Raw genomic sequence first — 16097 nt, 5'->3', positions numbered from 1 at the left:
GGGCAACATGAGCATTGGCGGTGTACTCGACGCGAATAATCTTGCGACAGGTGCGGCAAATAGCATTACCAATGAGTCGGCCACCATTGACGCCGGTGGCAACTTAAACTTGCAGACGGCCACGCTCATCAATCGCAACAATCATTTTAGTACGACAGTACAAGAAGATCCGACGCTCACCCAACATGTGACGGAGTATGCGGACTGGACCCAGCCGAATATCTGGTACAGGGCAGATCAGGTGACGTGGAGCGATAGCGGTGGTGGCGGCATCGTGCTGGTGCGTCCCGATGGAAATCGCTTTGAGAAGTTCTACAAGCGCGATTACACCGAAGTGGTCCAGAAGACGGTGGTCTTGAGCAGTGACCCTGGAAAGATCAGTGCCGGCGGCAACATGATCCTGTCCGGCAATGTGACCAATGACAAGAGCGTCATGGTTGCGGGCGGCACGCTTGGCGGGACGGCGGGGACCATCAACAACGTCGGGGCCACAGGAACAGACACGACGGTCTGGCACATGACCGCAGGTCAGAACTACTATCACTGGGTGAGTGGTCATCCGCATACCAACTATTACACCTACAACAATGGTGGCGCGGCTTACGATAACGTGCAGGCCTCGACCACCAGCGATCTGCCGGTCTGGAGCGTGCAGCAGAACACCAATCCGGGCAGTAGCGCCAATCCTGCAGCTTCTCAACCCGCTAACGGCAGTACCGTCCCAACAGCCGCTGGTCTTTCCGGCAGCGCGGCGACTGGTAACCGCAACATCCAGACCATTGGTGGGGCGAGCAATGCCCTGCCTAGCCTGAGGCTGCCGAATAACCGGCTATTTACTTTGCATCCGCAGCCCGGACAGAATTACCTGGTCGAGACGGATCCTAAATTCACCGACTACAAGACGTTTATTTCAAGCGATTACATGCTGGGAAGGCTGGCGCTTGATCCGCAGAATATCCAAAAGCGTCTTGGCGATGGTTTCTATGAGCAAAAGGTCATCGGTGACCAGATCACGGAACTGACTGGCACCCGCGCCACCACTTCGGCCGGATTGAATGGCTTGACCACGTAATCGTCGGCGCCGATGCGCAGGCCCGTCAGTTTGTCCACGTCCTGGTCCAGGGCGGTGAGCATGATGACCGGCGTATTGTCGCGCTGGCGGATCTGCGACAGCACCTGCCAGCCATTGACCTGAGGCATCTGGATGTCCAGCAGCACCAGGTCGGGCTTCAGTGAGAGATGCAATTCCAGCGCCTTGGCACCATCGGCCGCATGGACGCTGCGCATCCCGCTGCGGGCCAGGTAGGCTGCCAGGATCTCGGCGATCTCGGGTGCATCCTCGGCGATGAGGATCAGTGCACCGCTGGCCGGGGCCGGCTCGCCCGATGAGGGGTGTGATGCCGACATTCTTTCCTTCTCCATCGAAACTCCATCGTTGTATCGCGCAATCCTCACGCTTTTCGCCCAGACTCCGCCTTCGCTCGCGATTGTACTGTCGGCTTGCCTGGTTTGCTAAAGCCTTGGCGTGCTCACCTCCGCGGCGACTCATCGATGGAGTTCCTGTATGCCCCGTTTTTTCATTGACCGTCCCATTTTCGCCTGGGTGCTGGCCCTGTTCATCGTGCTGCTGGGCGTGATCGCCATGAGCCAGTTGCCCATTGCGCGCTATCCCTCGGTGGCCCCGCCCAGCGTGAGCATCAATGCCACCTATCCCGGCGCCACGCCGCAAACCATGAACGATGGCGTCATCAGTCTGATCGAGCGCGAACTGTCGGGCGTGAAGAACCTGCTCTATTTCGAATCCTCGGCCGACACCTCCGGCAGCGCCCAGATCAGCGTCACCTTCAAGCCCGGCACCGATCCCGAACTGGCCCAGGTGGATGTGCAGAACAAGCTCAAGGCCATCGAGGCAAGACTGCCGCAGACGGTGCGCCAGAATGGCGTGACGGTGGAATCGGCTGCCTCGGGCTTCCTGCTCATGGTCAGTCTCACCTCCACCGATGGTCGCTATGACGAAGTACGCCTGAGCGACTATTTGGCGCGCAATATCGTCGAGGAATTGCGGCGCGTGGATGGCGTGGGGCGGGTGCAATTGTTCGGTGCCGAGCAGGCCATGCGCATCTGGATCGATCCCTTCAAGCTCAATGCCTTTGGCTTGACGGTGGGCGACATCAGCGCCGCCATCAGCCAGCAGAACGCCCAGATCGCTCCAGGCCGGCTGGGGGATTCGCCCACTGTACCGGGCCAGCAGATCTCCGTGCCGCTGACGGTGCAGGGGCAATTGCAGTCGCCCGCGCAATTCGCTGCCATTGTGCTCAAGGCCAAGCCGGACGGCTCGCGCGTGCTGCTGGGCGACGTCGCCCGGGTGGAACTGGGGGCGCAATCCTATGCCTTCTCCAACCGCGAAGATGGCAAGCCCGCGGGCGTGGCGGCGGTGCAGCTCTCCCCCGGCGCCAATGCGGTGCGCACCGCCGCCGCCATCCAGGCACGCATGGACGAATTGCGACCCAGTCTGCCGCCGGGGATGCATTTCTCGCTGCCCTACAACACCGCGCCCTTCGTCAAGATCTCCATCCAGAAGGTGGTGCAGACCCTGATCGAGGCCATGGTGCTGGTGTTTCTGGTGATGTACCTGTTCCTGCAGAACGTGCGCTATACCATCATCCCCGCCATCGTCGCCCCGATCGCCTTGCTGGGCACACTGGCGGTGATGCTGGCGGTCGGCTATTCGGTCAATGTGCTGACCATGTTCGGCATGGTGCTGGCCATCGGCATCATCGTCGACGATGCCATCGTGGTAGTGGAAAACGTCGAGCGCATCATGGCGCAGGAAGGCCTGGGCCCGCGTGAGGCCACCATCAAGGCCATGCGCGAGATTACTGGCGCCATCGTCGGCATTACGCTGGTGCTTACCGCCGTGTTCATCCCCATGGCGCTGGCCGGTGGTTCGGTGGGCGTGATCTATCGCCAGTTTGCGCTGGCCATGGCGGTATCGATCCTGTTCTCGGCCTTCCTGGCCTTGAGCCTGACGCCAGCCCTGTGCGCCACCTTGTTGCAGCCGGTGGCCCCCGGTCATCACGACAAGCGCGGCTTCTTCGGCGCCTTCAATCGCGGCTTCATGCGACTGACCGCCCGCTACGAATCGGTGCTGGGCCGGCTGGTGGCGCGCGGGCTGCGCATGATGCTGGTGTATGCAGCGCTGTCGGCGCTGCTGGTGCTGGGTTTGCAGGCCTTGCCCTCGGCCTTCCTGCCGGAAGAAGACCAAGGTTATTTCATGACTTCCTTCCAGTTGCCGGCCGACGCCACCGCCGAGCGCACCGCACGCGCGGTGGACCAGTTCGAGCAATACCTGAAGACGCGCCAAGACATCGGCGCCAACCTCTCGGTGCTGGGTTTCGGTTTCTCCGGTTCCGGCCCCAATGCCGCCATGGCCTTCACCGAATTGAAGGACTGGAAGCTGCGCCATGGCGCCACTGCCGCCGACGAAGCGCACCAGGCCCAGCTCGCCATGGAAGCCGCTGGCGATGGCATGGTCATGAGCCTGCTGCCGCCGGCCATCGAAGAGTTGGGTAACTCCTCTGGCTTTGCCATGCGTCTGCAGGATCGCGCCAACCAGGGCTATGACGCCCTCAAGGCAGCCGAGGCGCAGTTGCTGGCGCTGGCCGCCAAGAGCAGCAAGCTCAGCGGCGTCTATTCGGATGGCTTGCCTGCCGGCGCCAGCATCCAGCTCGACGTCGATCGCCACAAGGCAGCGGCACTCGGCGTCTCCTTTGCCAACATCAGCGATACGCTCTCGGCGGCCATGGGTTCCTTCTACGTCAATGATTTCCCCAACCAGGGACGGATGCAGCAGGTGATCCTGCAAGCCCGCGCCGATGCCCGGATGCAGATCGAGGATGTGATGAAACTGTACGTGCGCAACCAGTCGGGCGGCATGGTGCCGCTGGCCGAGCTGGTCAAGGCCTCCTGGCGTGTGGTGCCGACCCAGTTGCAGCGCTACCAGGGCTTCCCGGCGGTGCGCATCTCCGGCAGCGCCGCGCCGGGCGTGGCCAGTGGCGAGGCCATGGCCGAGATGGAGAGATTGGCGCAGCAACTGCCGCCCGGCTTTGCCGTGGCCTGGACCGGCCAGTCGCTGCAGGAGCGCCTGTCGGCGGCGCAGGCGCCATTGCTGATGGCCTTGTCGATGCTGGTGGTGTTTCTGGTGCTGGCGGCCTTGTATGAGAGTTGGAGCATTCCGCTGTCGGTCATGCTGGTGGTGCCGCTGGGCTTGATCGGTGCGGTGCTGGCGGTGATCCTGCGTGACCTGCCCAATGATGTTTTCTTCAAGGTCGGCATGATTACCGTCATCGGCCTGTCGGCCAAGAACGCCATCCTGATCGTGGAGTTCGCCAAGCAGTTGCACACCGAAGGCATGGGTCTGGTGCCGGCCGCCATCCGTGCCGCGGTGCTGCGCCTGCGACCGATCCTGATGACCTCGCTGGCCTTCGCCCTGGGCGTGGTGCCGCTCATGCTGGCGTCCGGCGCCAGTGCCGAAACGCAGCGTGCCATCGGTACCGGCGTGTTCGGCGGCATGGTCAGCGCCACGCTATTGGCGGTGCTGTTCGTGCCGGTGTTCTTCGTGGTGGTACTGGGCCTGACGCAAGGCCGTAACGCCGTAACACCCTAATGCAAAGGCATCGACGAGGGGAACCCACGCTGGAAAATACCGCTGAGCGTTTCGATTCGGTTGCCAAACAGTTTCACTGGACCATGGCTGCGGCCTTCATCCTGGCCTACATCGTGGTCTATTACGGGATCTGTTTCATCGACCCGGAGACCAGCATCAAGCCGGCCCTGTTCGGCAGCCAGGCCGAGGACAAGCAGAAGTGATGGCTTGAGCGCGGCGCTTCGGCGCCGTAACTTATGCGGCCAAAACAAAAAAGGGCCCATCTTGCGATGGACCCTTTTTTTACTGCATATGGTGCGGCTGGCAGGAATCGAACCCACGACCCCTTGGTTCGTAGCCAAGTACTCTATCCAGCTGAGCTACAGCCGCGAAAGAACGAGATTATAAGGAGGTTTTGAAAAAAGTACAAACATTTTTTCGAGACCCCGTAAAAAATTCCTTCAATACACCTCGCGTGCCACAAAAGGATGGTACTGGAACAGCCAGGTCTCGCTCAGCGCCTGGCCCTGGTGGCGCAGGAACAGGCGCAGCTCGACCGGTTCCTGACCGTCGGCGGTGAGATCGAACTGGGCGCGCCAGTGACCGGCGACGCCATTGGGCAGAGCTTCCGTGTAGACGTAGGAAATGCTGCCGCGCGAGGCGGTGATGACGGCTTCCGGCTTCACGCCAAAGGGTAAGTTCTCCAGCGGCGCTCCCTTGAACTCGACCATGAACTTGCGCACCTGCTGCGGGCGCGCCTGTCCCGGTTGGCCGCCGCGGCCCAGGCGCGTGGCCACGCAACGTGCCAGCGGGGTGGGGAAGGGTTCATCCTTCTGCCAGCAGAGCCGGTAGCGCAGACGATAGCTGTTGCCAGCGCGTGCTGGCGCCTTGGGTACCCACATGGCCACGATGTTGTCGTGGATCTCATCATCGGTGCGCAATTCGATCAATTGCACCGCACCTTCGCCCCAGTCGCCCAGCGGTTCCACCCACAGGCTGGGGCGGCGTTCATAGTGCACGCCATCGAGATAATGGTCGAAGTCGCGGTCGCGCTGTAGCAGGCCGAAGCCACGCAGATGCTGGTCGCCGAAGGCCGAGGCCATGGTGCGGGGCGGATTGTTGAGCGGGCGCCATAGATGTTCCCCTGCGCCGCTCCAGATCGCCAGGCCATCGGAGTCATGTACCTCGGGCCGCCAGTCCACGCCGGTGCCTTTCACCGTTTCCGAGAACCAATACATCGAGGTGGTCGGGGCCAGCCCCAGGCGCGCCACGTCACGCCGCAGGAACAGCGCCTTGTCGATCTCCATGCCTACCCCCGCGCCGCGTTGCATGGCGAAGCGATAGGCTCCGGTGATGCTGGGACCATCGAGCAAGGCATAGACCACGACCGTCTCGCTGCCCGGCGCTTGCGGTTCGAAGAAGAATTGCGTGAAGTCGGGGAATTCCTCGGGACGGTCGGCCTGTGCCACGTCGATGGCGATGCCGCGTGCCGACAAACCGTACTGGTACAGATCGCCAATGGCACGGAAATAGGAGGCTCCCAGGAAGGCCACCCAATCGTTCTTGCGCCAGTCCTTGCGCGACTGGTCGGCCAGGCGGCTTTCCTGGAAGCGGAAACCGGCGAAGCCACTGCCGGGTGGCAGCCGGTGCGCCGGGCTGTCAGCCGGCATGTCGAAGTAGTCATCGCGATATGACAGTTCGCGTGCGGCCACCGGTACAGTGGCGTCGCCCTGACCATCAAGGATGAACATGCGTACCGGTACACGGAAGAACTTGCCGAGGTGGAAGAAGGTCAGCGGGAAGGCCCCCGGGCCTTGGGCGAAGACGGCCAGGTCGGTCTTGAAGTGGATCTTGCCGTGGGCGTCGTAATCGATCTGGTCGAGGATGGCGGCGGGCACTGCGGGCGGCGCCTGGTAGGGCGTGCGCGCCATGTCGCGGGCGCGGGCGATGAGCTGCTCGAAGGAAAAGGGCTGGGCGCGCCCCATCTGCATCCCCTGCGCCGCCAGGGCCTGTGGTGACACGCCCAGCGCCGCCAGGGCAGAAGCGGCACCGGCGGCGGTGAGGAAGTGACGGCGGCTGGTCATGGGCATTCTCCTGTTCTGGACTGGGCAAGAACTCTACAGAGTCAGGGTGGCCGAGCTTGGTTCCGGCCAGCAAAAAAGCCCGCTGGGGCTCGCTCTCTGTAGCGGGCCTGCAGCGGGCTTGGAAGTGAATGCTTCTTGCCGGGATGGCGGGGATCAGTACTCCCAGAACATCTTCTGGATTTCCTTGGTGTCGGTGGTCTTGGTCAGGGCCAGCATCAGCAGGATGCGGGCTTTCTGCGGGTTCAGAGTGTCGGAGACCACGAAGTCCAGCTTGTCGTCGTCGGCTTCGCCATTGCGCGCCACGATGCCTTGACCGACGCGGCTGGAACGCACGATGACCACGCCCTTCTTGCGAGCTTCGGTGAGCGCCGGGACCACGGTGTTGTTGAGGCTGCCGTCACCCACGCCAGCGTGGATGATGCCCTGTGCGCCAGCGGCCACGAAGGCGTTGAGTGCGATCGGGTTCATGTTGGCGTAGCCGTAGACGATGTCCACTTGCGGCAGCTTGTCCAGGTTCATGATGTCGAACGGCGTGTCAACCGTGTTCTTGCGGGTGGACTGGCGATAGAAGTAAGGCTTGTTGCCCTGGATGTAGCCCAGGAAACCCAGTTCCGGCGTCTTGAAGGTGTCCATGGTGGAGGTGTTGGTCTTGGTCACTTCGCGGCCAGCATTGATCTGGTCGTTCAGTGCCACCAGCACGCCCTTGCCGACGGCTTCCTTGGAGCCGGCCAGCAGCACGGCGTTGTACAGGTTGATCGGACCATCGGCGCTGATGGCGGTGGACGGACGCATCGCACCCACGATCACCACCGGCTTCTTGCTCTTGACCACCAGGTCCAGGAAGTAGGCGGTTTCTTCAATGGTGTCGGTGCCGTGGGTGATGACGATGCCATCCACGTCGCTCTGCGCCAGCAAGGTGTTGACGCGCTTGGCCAGCTTGAGCCAGGCGTCGTTGTTCATGTTTTCGCTGGCGATCTGCATGACCTGCTCGCCGCGCACGTTGGCGACCTTCTTCAGTTCGGGAACGGCGGCGATCAAGGCATCCACACCGACCTTGGCAGCGGTGTAGCCTACCGTGGTGGTGCTGGTGGCACCGGTGCCGGCGATGGTGCCGCCGGTGGCCAGGATGACCACATTGGGCAGGGTTTGCGCGTGCGCGGCCGCGGCTGCAGCCAGGCAGAGCAGGACCAGCATTTGCTGGAAGAATTTTTTGATGTACATGTGTGCCTCTGAACGTGTGATTGAACGGATTTTCTTGGTTTTATCTTGGTTGTTCTTAGTTTTTTTAATTTTTTTAGTTTGCCCGGTGAGGATGGACTGCGCCGGATGGCGTGAGGTCATCCTTGCCAAAGCGCCGACAAGATAGCATCGGCTCGCGTGGCAATCAAAGCTTTTTTTAACGAATGGGAAAGCTGCAAGACAGGCCGATCTGAAGCGCAGTTCATGCACGTTTCGTGCGTAATGCTGCGGTTCGAAGGCCTGCAATGAGAAGAATGACTCGCAACTTCCACCGGCATGAGGCGTGCTGCGCGCTGGCCTGGAAGGCGCCCCGGGGCCGGCGGAGACGGACGATGAAAAAATAAGTAAACCGCCATGAAGAGCTTGGAAGATATCACCGAAGCGGCCAGTCGCAAAGCCGGACCAGCGCGCTCTTGTCATGCTTGATCGGCGGTTCGTGCAATGGCCCGCTCTCGGGTAAGATGGTGCTGCGCACAAGTCCTTTCGATGAATGACCGGCCCGACCGGCCGCGCCGCTCCAGCGCATCCTGACCCCACACCGGCGCGGCGCGCGGCAATGATGGAGAACCACGATGTTTGCCACAGAAAAATTCACCAACCCCGACGCCGCCTATGCACGCGTGCTGGAAATCTACGAGCACAATACCGCCATCCTGCGTGATGCCTTCCGCCAGTTTTCCCGTGGCCAGGGTATGGAGCAGCGGGTGCGCGCCTGCTATCCCTTCGTGCGCATCACCACCGAAAAATCCACCCATGCCGATACCCGTCAATCCTTCGGTTTCGTGGCCGGCCCCGGTTGCTACCAGACCACGCTGACCCGGCCCAAGCTGTTCCATCAATATCTGCTGGCGCAATTCAAGCTGGTGCTGCAGAACCATGAAGTGCCGCTGGAGGTGGGTGTGAGCGACATGCCCATCCCGGTCCACTTCGCCTTCCCCGAGGGCATCCACGTGGAGGGCAGTCTGGACCCGGAACACCTGCGCACGCTGCCCGATTATTTCGACCTGCCAGACCTGGCGGCTATGGATGATCGCATTGCCAATGGCAGCTATGAAGTCGATAACGGCGCCTGGCGCGAGGGCCCGCATCCGCTGGCCTTGTTCACCGGCCCGCGCATCGATTATTCGCTGCACCGCCTGCGCCACTACACGGCCACTTCGCCGGATCAGTTCCAGCGCTACGTGCTCTTTACCAACTATGCCTTCTACGTCGATGAATTCGTGCGTCTGGGCCGACGTCTGATGGAGCCCACCGACGACCCGGATGAGTTGGCCTATCGACGCCAGTACACTGCCTTCGTCGAGCCCGGTAATGTCACCACCTGGAGTGCCAACCAGACCGGTACAGATGTCCGTACAGCTTCCGGCGTGGCACCAGCACGGCAGCCGCAGATGCCGGCCTATCACTTGCAGCGCGCCGATGGCAGCGGCATCACCCTGGTCAATATCGGCGTGGGCCCGTCCAATGCCAAGACCGTGACCGATCACGTGGCGGTGCTGCGTCCGCATGGCTGGCTGATGCTGGGGCATTGCGCGGGGCTGTCGGCCTCGCAGCGCATGGGCGACTACGTGCTGGCCCACGCTTACGTGCGCGACGATCATGTGCTCGATGACGACCTGCCGCTGTGGGTGCCGATCCCGGCCTTGGCCGAAGTGCAATTGGCGTTGCAGGATGCGGTGGCCAGCATCACCCAGCTGGACGGTTATGAATTGAAGCGCATCATGCGTACCGGCACCGTGGCCTCGGTCGATGACCGCAACTGGGAGTTGCGCGATCACCGGATGCCGCTGTTGCGCTTCTCGCAGAGCCGCGCCATCGCGCTGGACATGGAGAGCGCCACCGTGGCCGCCAATGGCTTCCGCTTCCGCGTACCCTACGGCACCTTGCTGTGCGTGTCGGACAAGCCGCTGCATGGCGAGATCAAGCTGCCCGGCATGGCCAATACCTTCTACGAGCAGCGCGTGGCGCAGCACTTGCAGATCGGTATCCGGGCGCTGGAGCTGTTGCGCAACAATGGGGTGGAGCAACTGCACAGCCGCAAGCTGCGCAGCTTTGCGGAGCCGGCCTTCCGCTGATTGCTGTGGTTACTCGACTGCCAGATGAAAAGCCCGCGACGCTGCATGTCGCGGGCTTTTTTTGTTCATGCCGAACGCGGCGGCAAACGATGGCTGAATGTGAGGTGGTAGTACAGGGCCGCACCGATGAGCAGCGCGACGGCGGCCACGCACAGCGAAGGTGTGAAGGAACCACTGCCATGCACCAGCGCAGTGGCCAGCGGCGGTCCGGCGATCTGGCCGATGCCGTAGGCGGCGGTCATCAGGGCCATCAGGCTACTGGCCTGTTCGCCGCGCAGGCGGCGCGCTTCGCGCATCCCGAACAGCGTGATGGCCGTGAAGGGCAGGCCCAGCAGCAGGCAACTGAGGGCAAAGCCCAGCGCATTGGGCCAGAAGATCGATAGCAGCACCCCCAGGGCCTGCATCAGGTAGGCCCCGATCAGTAACAACCGCTGGTCCCCCTGCACCGACAGCCGGGTGGCGCTGAAGGCGCCCACGGCCACCGACAATCCGAAGATGGGCCAGAAGTAATCCGGCCAGGCCGAGCCCGGCAGGGCCCGGCGCGCGATCACCGGCAGGAAGGTGGCGGTGATGATGTAGCCGAAGCCGGCGATGCCATAGGCGATCACCTGGATCAGCACTTCGCGCTTGTGCTGTGGCGTTTCGGGCTGTTGCATCTGGCTGGTGTGGTCCTGGTGCTCATGCACCTTGAGCTGGGCGCCGGCATCGAAGCTGAAGGCGGGCCAGACCACGGCGCTCAGTGCCAGGGCGATCACGCCGAAGGCGATCCAGCCCCCGGCGGCCAGCCAGCCGGCTGCGATCATCGGGCCCGACAGCAAGCCGGTCAGCGCGATCCCCAGGCCGGGGCCGCAGAAGATTACGCCGCCCAGTTCCGGGCGTCCCAATTGCGTGAGCTGTTGCAGACACCAGCCCGCGGTATAGACAAAGACATAGGCGCTGGCCACCCCCGAGAGCAGGCGCATCCACAGCCAGGCCCAGTCCTGATGCAGCACGCCCATGCCCAGCGTAAGCAGGATGGTGGCCACCAGGCCGGCGCGCAGCAGGGCCACGCCGCGTCGGCTGCGATACAGGGCGCACAGCATGGCCCCCAGGAAGTAACCCAGGTAGTTGGCCGTGGCCAGCCAGCCGCCCATCTGCAGCGACAAGCTGCCTTCGTGCAGCATCATCGGCAGCAGTGGCGTGAAGGCGAAGCGGCCGATGCCCATGGCTACCGACAGCGCCACCATGCCGGACAGGCAGACCTTCCAGGCCTGGCCGTGGCGGGGATGGGGGGCGGTAGATTGATGTGAAGACATGGGGGAGCGCATGAGCGTGTGAGCGTGTGATGAATGGGTATCCATGCTATCGTTTTTGGGTCATTCTAAAAAATGAATAATAAGGATGACTTCATCTTGATCTGAGAACATTGTCTGGAGCCTCGCATGGAACTGGCCGAACTGGAAATCTTCCGCACCGTGGTGGCCGAGGGTGGCATCACGCGCGCCGCCGAGCGGCTCAACCGGGTGCAATCCAATGTCACCACGCGCATCAAGCAACTGGAAGAATCCATCGGCGTACCACTGTTCGTGCGTGAGCGGCGGCGTCTGGTGCTGACCGCAGCCGGCGAAGCGCTGCTGGACTATGCCGAGCGCATCCTCGATCTGGCGCAGGAGGCACGCCAGGTGGTGGCGCCGCACAGCCCGCGCGGCCGCTTGCGCATCGGTTCCATGGAAAGCGCCGCGGCCAGCCGGCTACCCACGCCGCTGGCGGAGTTCCACCAGCGCTGGCCGGAGGTGCGGCTGGAGTTGTCGACTGGGCCCACCGATGTGCTCATGGCCGGGGTGCGCACCGGCAAGCTCGATGCGGCGCTGGTGGCGGGGCCGGTCGATGATCCGGCCTTCGAGGCTACCCCGCTGTACAAGGAAGAACTGCTGCTGGTGACGCCGCGCAGCCATCGCCGCGTGCGGGCGCCCGGGGATGTGGAGCTCGATACCCTGATCGTCTTCGAGCAGGGGTGTGCCTATCGCCGTCGCGCCGAGGCCTGGTTCGCCAGCCACAGCCGGGGCGGTTTGCCGCTGCGCACGCTGGAGCTGGCGTCCTACCATGCCATCCTGGCCTGTGTGGCGGCTGGGGCGGGCGTGGCGGTGGTGCCGCGTTCGGTGCTCGTCATGCAGGTCGCGCCGCATGGCTTTGCCACCCATTCGCTGGGGCGGGAAGGGCGGGTCGTCACTTATATGATCAGTCGCCGCGAGCGGGGCTCGGCTTCCTTGTTGGCATTGCGTTCTTTACTTATGGCCAGTGCTTGATATATTGGATGCATATGGTGCATATAGAAGAGCATTTGATATGTGCTAAATATGTCATGTCGTGCAGTATATGAAGAGGGTGTAACCATTTGTAAAAACGGCTGCGACATGGCGTCGATTTCCCTATATTGAAGTTCCCCCTCCATTCTCCCCCCCGAGAATGGGATTTACCCCACAGCCCGCAAGGGTTGTGGGGTTTTTCTTTTGTCCCGCCCTTTTTTCTGTGCTTTCCACGGTTCGCTGAAAATGCTTGTCAGCTTGTTGTCAAGTTGCCGTGAGTATTGGTGAGATAATATGTTTTCAAATGCAGATTGGGCGGCAGGAAAAAGCAGTTTTGCGACCGGGTGGCTGATCGTTTTGTTACAGCGACTCTTTTCCTTTTGAGGCATGAGTTTCCGGTGTGCCGGCTGCGACCAGGTTGCCGCGTGCCGCCGACTGTATGGCCAGCACTGCCGGATGACTCAGGCGGCGTTCCACCGAGATGGCATAGAACTGCTCGCGGATAGCGTCGGTCTTGCCGATATCGACCAGACCATATTGCTTGCGGATCTGCGCGGCAATGGCGGTGGGCGCGGCAAAGATGCCAGCGCCAGCATCGCCGAAGGCCAGCAGTAGGGCGCCATCGTCGAACTCGCCGGTGATCTGCGGGCGGATGCCTTGCTTTTCGAACCAGCGCAGCAGGCGCGGGCGTACCGCGGCGTCTTCGCCGGGCATCAGGAAGGGCGCACCATCCAGACTGAGCGGGAAGCCCTTGCGATAGCGCCGCGCCAGCGCGGGCGTGGCGAAGAAGCTGGTATCGCATTCGCCCAGCAGGTGGTGGTAGCCGCGCACATCCACGTTGGGCGGCATGGGACTGTCGGCGATGATGATGTCCAGCTTGTGGATGGCCAGGTCGGCCAGCAACACGTCGAGCTTACCTTCGCGGCAGATGATGCGGATCGGCTCCTGCATGGCCAGCGCACTTTCCAGCAGCAGGTAGGCAATCGCCTTGGGCACCGCATCGGCCACGCCCACGCGCAATTGCAGGGCGCGTCCGCCCGGACGCAGGCGCAGCGCTTCTTCCAGTTCCTGGCCCAGGCTGAAGATGCGTTCGGCATAGTCGAACACCATGCGGCCTTCATCATTGAGTTCCAGTCGTCGTCCCACGCGCTTGAAGAGCTTGTAGCCCAGGCTTTCTTCGAACAGGCTGATCTGGCCGCTGATGGTCTGCGCCGTCAGGTGCAGCCGTTCGCTGGCGCGCGCCACGCCACCGGTCTTGGCGACCGTCCAGAAATAATGGAGATGCTTGTAGTTGAGGCTGGCCATGCGGATTTCCCTTCATCCAATACTTCGGTTTTCTCGAAGGATTATCTCAAAATATTCGAATTTTCATTCATCAGGCTTTCGCCTAAAGTGACGCCTTGTCCGGTAGCGATCTTGAGTTGTCGACGTGCCGGGCATCGTTGCCAATACTGATGTTGAGGAGAGCCTGATGAAATGTCCCGTTTGCACATCTCACAACCTGCTGATCTCGGAACGCCAGGGCATCGAGATCGATTACTGCCCGCAATGTCGGGGCGTGTGGCTCGATCGTGGCGAGCTCGACAAGCTGATCGAACGTGCCATGGTCAGCCAGGCGGCACCGACATCGGCCCCGATGCCGGCGGCGCGCGTACCGGGGCCGCCGCCAGCGGCCTATGACGCCCGGTTCGGCCACGGCGGCTATGGATATGAACATAAACGCAAAAAGAAAGGCTTCCTGGGCGAGATCTTCGACTTCGATTGAAGATTTCTTCCAAAGTCGAACAAGCGATTTTCGCCCCTGGCGGATGAACAAGAAAAGAGAGGTCTGACGTGAACGGCGTAGAGAGTTTCGCAAGCCTGCCCATGTGGGGTGGCTTCATCGTATTCGTGCTGGGGATGCTGGCGGTGGACATGTTCGCCCTGGGTGGGCGCCATGCGCACCGCGTCTCGCCCAGGGAGGCCTTGAGCTGGTCGCTGGTCTGGGTATCGCTGGCCTTCCTGTTTGCCGGCCTGATGTGGTGGTACCTGGATGCCAACGTCGGGCGTGAGTTCGCCAACCAGAAGAGCGCCGAGTTCCTCTCCGGCTACCTGATCGAGAAGGCGCTGTCGGTCGATAACATCTTCGTGTTCCTGATGATCTTCAGCTACTTCGCCGTGCCGCCTGAAATGCAGCGCCGCGTGCTGCTGTATGGCGTCATCGGTGCCATCGTCATGCGTGCCGTGATGATCTTGCTGGGTGCCTGGATGATCGCCCAGTTCAGCTGGATCTTGTATGTCTTTGGTGCCTTCCTGGTGTTTACCGGCGTGAAGATGCTGATCTTCGCCGACAAGGAAGCCGACCTGGGCGACAACCCGCTGCTGCGCTGGCTGCGCGGACATCTGAAGATCAGCAACGACTACGATGGCGAAAAGTTCACCACCCGCATCAATGGCGTGCGCTATTTCACTCCGCTGATGCTGGTGCTGCTGTTGATCGAGATTTCCGACGTGATCTTTGCGGTCGATAGCATCCCGGCCATCTTCGCCATCACCAAGGATCCGTTCATCGTCTTCACCTCGAACATGTTCGCCATCATGGGGTTGCGTGCGCTGTACTTCCTGCTGGCCGATTCGGCCGAGCGCTTCCACCTGCTCAAGTACGGCCTGGCCCTGGTGCTGCTGTTCGTGGGTGGCAAGATGCTGCTGTCGATCTGGTTCCACGTGCCGGTACTGATCTCGCTGTCCATCGTCGGTGCCATCCTGCTGGTGTCCATCATTGCCAGCCTGGTGCTGAGCCGGGACAAGAAAAAAGTAGGTGGCGCCGTCTGAGAGCACTTGTGAAGAATTCAACGTGGGGCTTGACCGGCTGGAGCAATCTGGCCGGTTTTTTTATGCACAGGTGAAGTTTATTGCCGTTCGATGCAAATTTGGCATCGCTCGTTTATTGGGGACGGAGTGCATTAGAATGTCAGCTCCACTCTTCAGGTTTGCAGCGTCTGCCATGGCCCGCCTTCCCCGTCTCGTTGTCCCGCACCAGCCTCATCACATCATCCAGCGCGGCCATGATGGCCTGGTCATTTTCCGTGATGCCGAGGATCACCTGGCCTTCCTGGGCTGGCTCAAGGATGCTGCGCGGCAATTCAAGGTGGCCGTGCACGCCTACGTGCTCATGCCCGACCACCTGCATCTGCTGGTCACGCCCAGCGATGACGCAGGGCTGGCACGGATGATGCAATGGATAGGACGCCACTACGTCCCGTATTTCAACCAGAAGCATGGGCGCAGCGGCACGCTATGGCAGGGGCGTTACCGCGCCACCGTCATCGATGCCGAACTCTACCTGCTGGCCATCTGCCGCTACATTGAGCTCAATCCGGTGCGCAATGGCCTGGCGGCCAGCCCGGGTGAGTATCCGTGGTCCAGCTACATGCATCACATCGGTGCCAAGCAGGATGGCTTGATTACCGATCATCCTCAGTATTGGTCCATTGGCAACACGCCCTTCGATCGCGAGATCGCCTATCGCCAGCTCACCGAAGAGGGCCTGGCGCGCGCCGAAGTGGAGCGCATCACCGCTGCCACGCTCAAGGGTTGGGCGCTGGGATCGGACGATTTCAAGCAAGGTCTGGAGCGCCAGACCCATCGCCGTGTCAGTCCGGCCAAGCGCGGACGCCCGGCGGTGGTCCGCCCCGTGACTGAAGTTGAAGACGTATCCGTAGGAAAAGATTCGTAGTCGTTCAAAAATAAATGTGTTGAATCAATGAGTTAGATGTTTTCATCTTTGCTC

At 61.8% G+C, this 16097-nt stretch carries 11 protein-coding genes, 1 tRNA gene and 1 pseudogene; 7 read left to right on the top strand and 6 right to left on the bottom strand.

Translation table 11 applies throughout. The annotated features are described in order from the left end of the window. Positions 1–7: 7 nt before the first annotated feature. Positions 8–1072 (top strand): S-layer family protein, encoded by a 1065-nt coding sequence (locus RC54_RS20745; RefSeq protein ID WP_156481331.1) that lies wholly within the window; start codon positions 8–10, stop codon positions 1070–1072. Here the strand turns inward: RC54_RS20745 and RC54_RS20740 are convergent. Further along, positions 1030–1407, bottom strand: a pseudogene (locus tag RC54_RS20740) (response regulator transcription factor); the annotation flags it as partial. The gene RC54_RS20745 and the pseudogene RC54_RS20740 sit on opposite strands and share 43 nt — an antisense overlap. A 157-nt stretch (positions 1408–1564) precedes the next feature. Between RC54_RS20740 and RC54_RS20735 the strand changes: the two are divergent. Continuing rightward, positions 1565–4666, top strand: coding sequence for an efflux RND transporter permease subunit (locus RC54_RS20735; protein ID WP_061790307.1), 3102 nt, complete (start codon positions 1565–1567; stop codon positions 4664–4666). Positions 4667–4958: 292 nt separating this feature from the next. Here RC54_RS20735 and RC54_RS20725 read toward each other — a convergent pair. The 3 genes from RC54_RS20725 to RC54_RS20715 all read right to left on the bottom strand — a co-directional run bounded on the left by RC54_RS20725 (position 4959) and on the right by RC54_RS20715 (position 7950). Then, positions 4959–5035, bottom strand: a tRNA-Arg gene (locus RC54_RS20725). Positions 5036–5106: 71 nt separating this feature from the next. Further along, on the bottom strand, positions 5107–6729 hold the full coding sequence (locus RC54_RS20720; protein WP_061790306.1) for an OpgD/OpgG family glucan biosynthesis protein: 1623 nt from the start codon (positions 6727–6729) through the stop codon (positions 5107–5109). Between the two features lie 153 nt (positions 6730–6882). Beyond that, complete coding sequence (locus RC54_RS20715; protein WP_061790305.1) at positions 6883–7950, bottom strand: type II asparaginase; 1068 nt, start codon at positions 7948–7950, stop codon at positions 6883–6885. A gap of 590 nt (positions 7951–8540) precedes the next feature. Between RC54_RS20715 and RC54_RS20710 the strand changes: the two genes are divergently transcribed. Beyond that, positions 8541–10043, top strand: a complete 1503-nt coding sequence (locus RC54_RS20710; protein ID WP_061790304.1) for an AMP nucleosidase — start codon at positions 8541–8543, stop codon at positions 10041–10043. A 65-nt stretch (positions 10044–10108) separates the two neighbouring features. On the opposite strand, the gene RC54_RS20705 is transcribed toward RC54_RS20710, so the two are convergent. Then, entirely contained in the window at positions 10109–11338 is a 1230-nt protein-coding gene (locus tag RC54_RS20705) for a YbfB/YjiJ family MFS transporter (RefSeq protein WP_061790303.1), read from the bottom strand. A 126-nt stretch (positions 11339–11464) separates the two neighbouring features. On the opposite strand from RC54_RS20705, the gene RC54_RS20700 reads away from it, so the two are divergent. Further along, positions 11465–12328, top strand: coding sequence for a LysR family transcriptional regulator (locus RC54_RS20700; protein ID WP_058896728.1), 864 nt, complete (start codon positions 11465–11467; stop codon positions 12326–12328). Between the two features lie 360 nt (positions 12329–12688). Here the strand turns inward: RC54_RS20700 and nhaR are convergent, their stop codons facing one another. Beyond that, the gene (gene nhaR, locus RC54_RS20695) at positions 12689–13633 is read right to left on the bottom strand and encodes a transcriptional activator NhaR (protein ID WP_058896727.1); all 945 of its coding nucleotides are present in this window, start codon (positions 13631–13633) and stop codon (positions 12689–12691) included. A gap of 166 nt (positions 13634–13799) precedes the next feature. Between nhaR and RC54_RS20690 the strand changes: the two genes are divergently transcribed. From RC54_RS20690 to RC54_RS20680, 3 genes are all read left to right on the top strand, one after another. Next, positions 13800–14093, top strand: a complete 294-nt coding sequence (locus RC54_RS20690) for a TFIIB-type zinc ribbon-containing protein (protein ID WP_058896726.1) — start codon at positions 13800–13802, stop codon at positions 14091–14093. A 68-nt stretch (positions 14094–14161) separates the two neighbouring features. Beyond that, positions 14162–15139, top strand: coding sequence for a TerC family protein (locus RC54_RS20685; RefSeq protein WP_061790302.1), 978 nt, complete (start codon positions 14162–14164; stop codon positions 15137–15139). Between the two features lie 172 nt (positions 15140–15311). Next, the gene (locus RC54_RS20680; RefSeq protein WP_061790301.1) at positions 15312–16043 is read left to right on the top strand and encodes a transposase; all 732 of its coding nucleotides are present in this window, start codon (positions 15312–15314) and stop codon (positions 16041–16043) included. Positions 16044–16097: the final 54 nt, after the last annotated feature.

Source organism: Herbaspirillum rubrisubalbicans (assembly GCF_003719195.1).
GTDB lineage: Bacteria > Pseudomonadota > Gammaproteobacteria > Burkholderiales > Burkholderiaceae_D > Herbaspirillum > Herbaspirillum rubrisubalbicans.
This window is presented reverse-complemented; position numbering and strand designations above follow the sequence as displayed.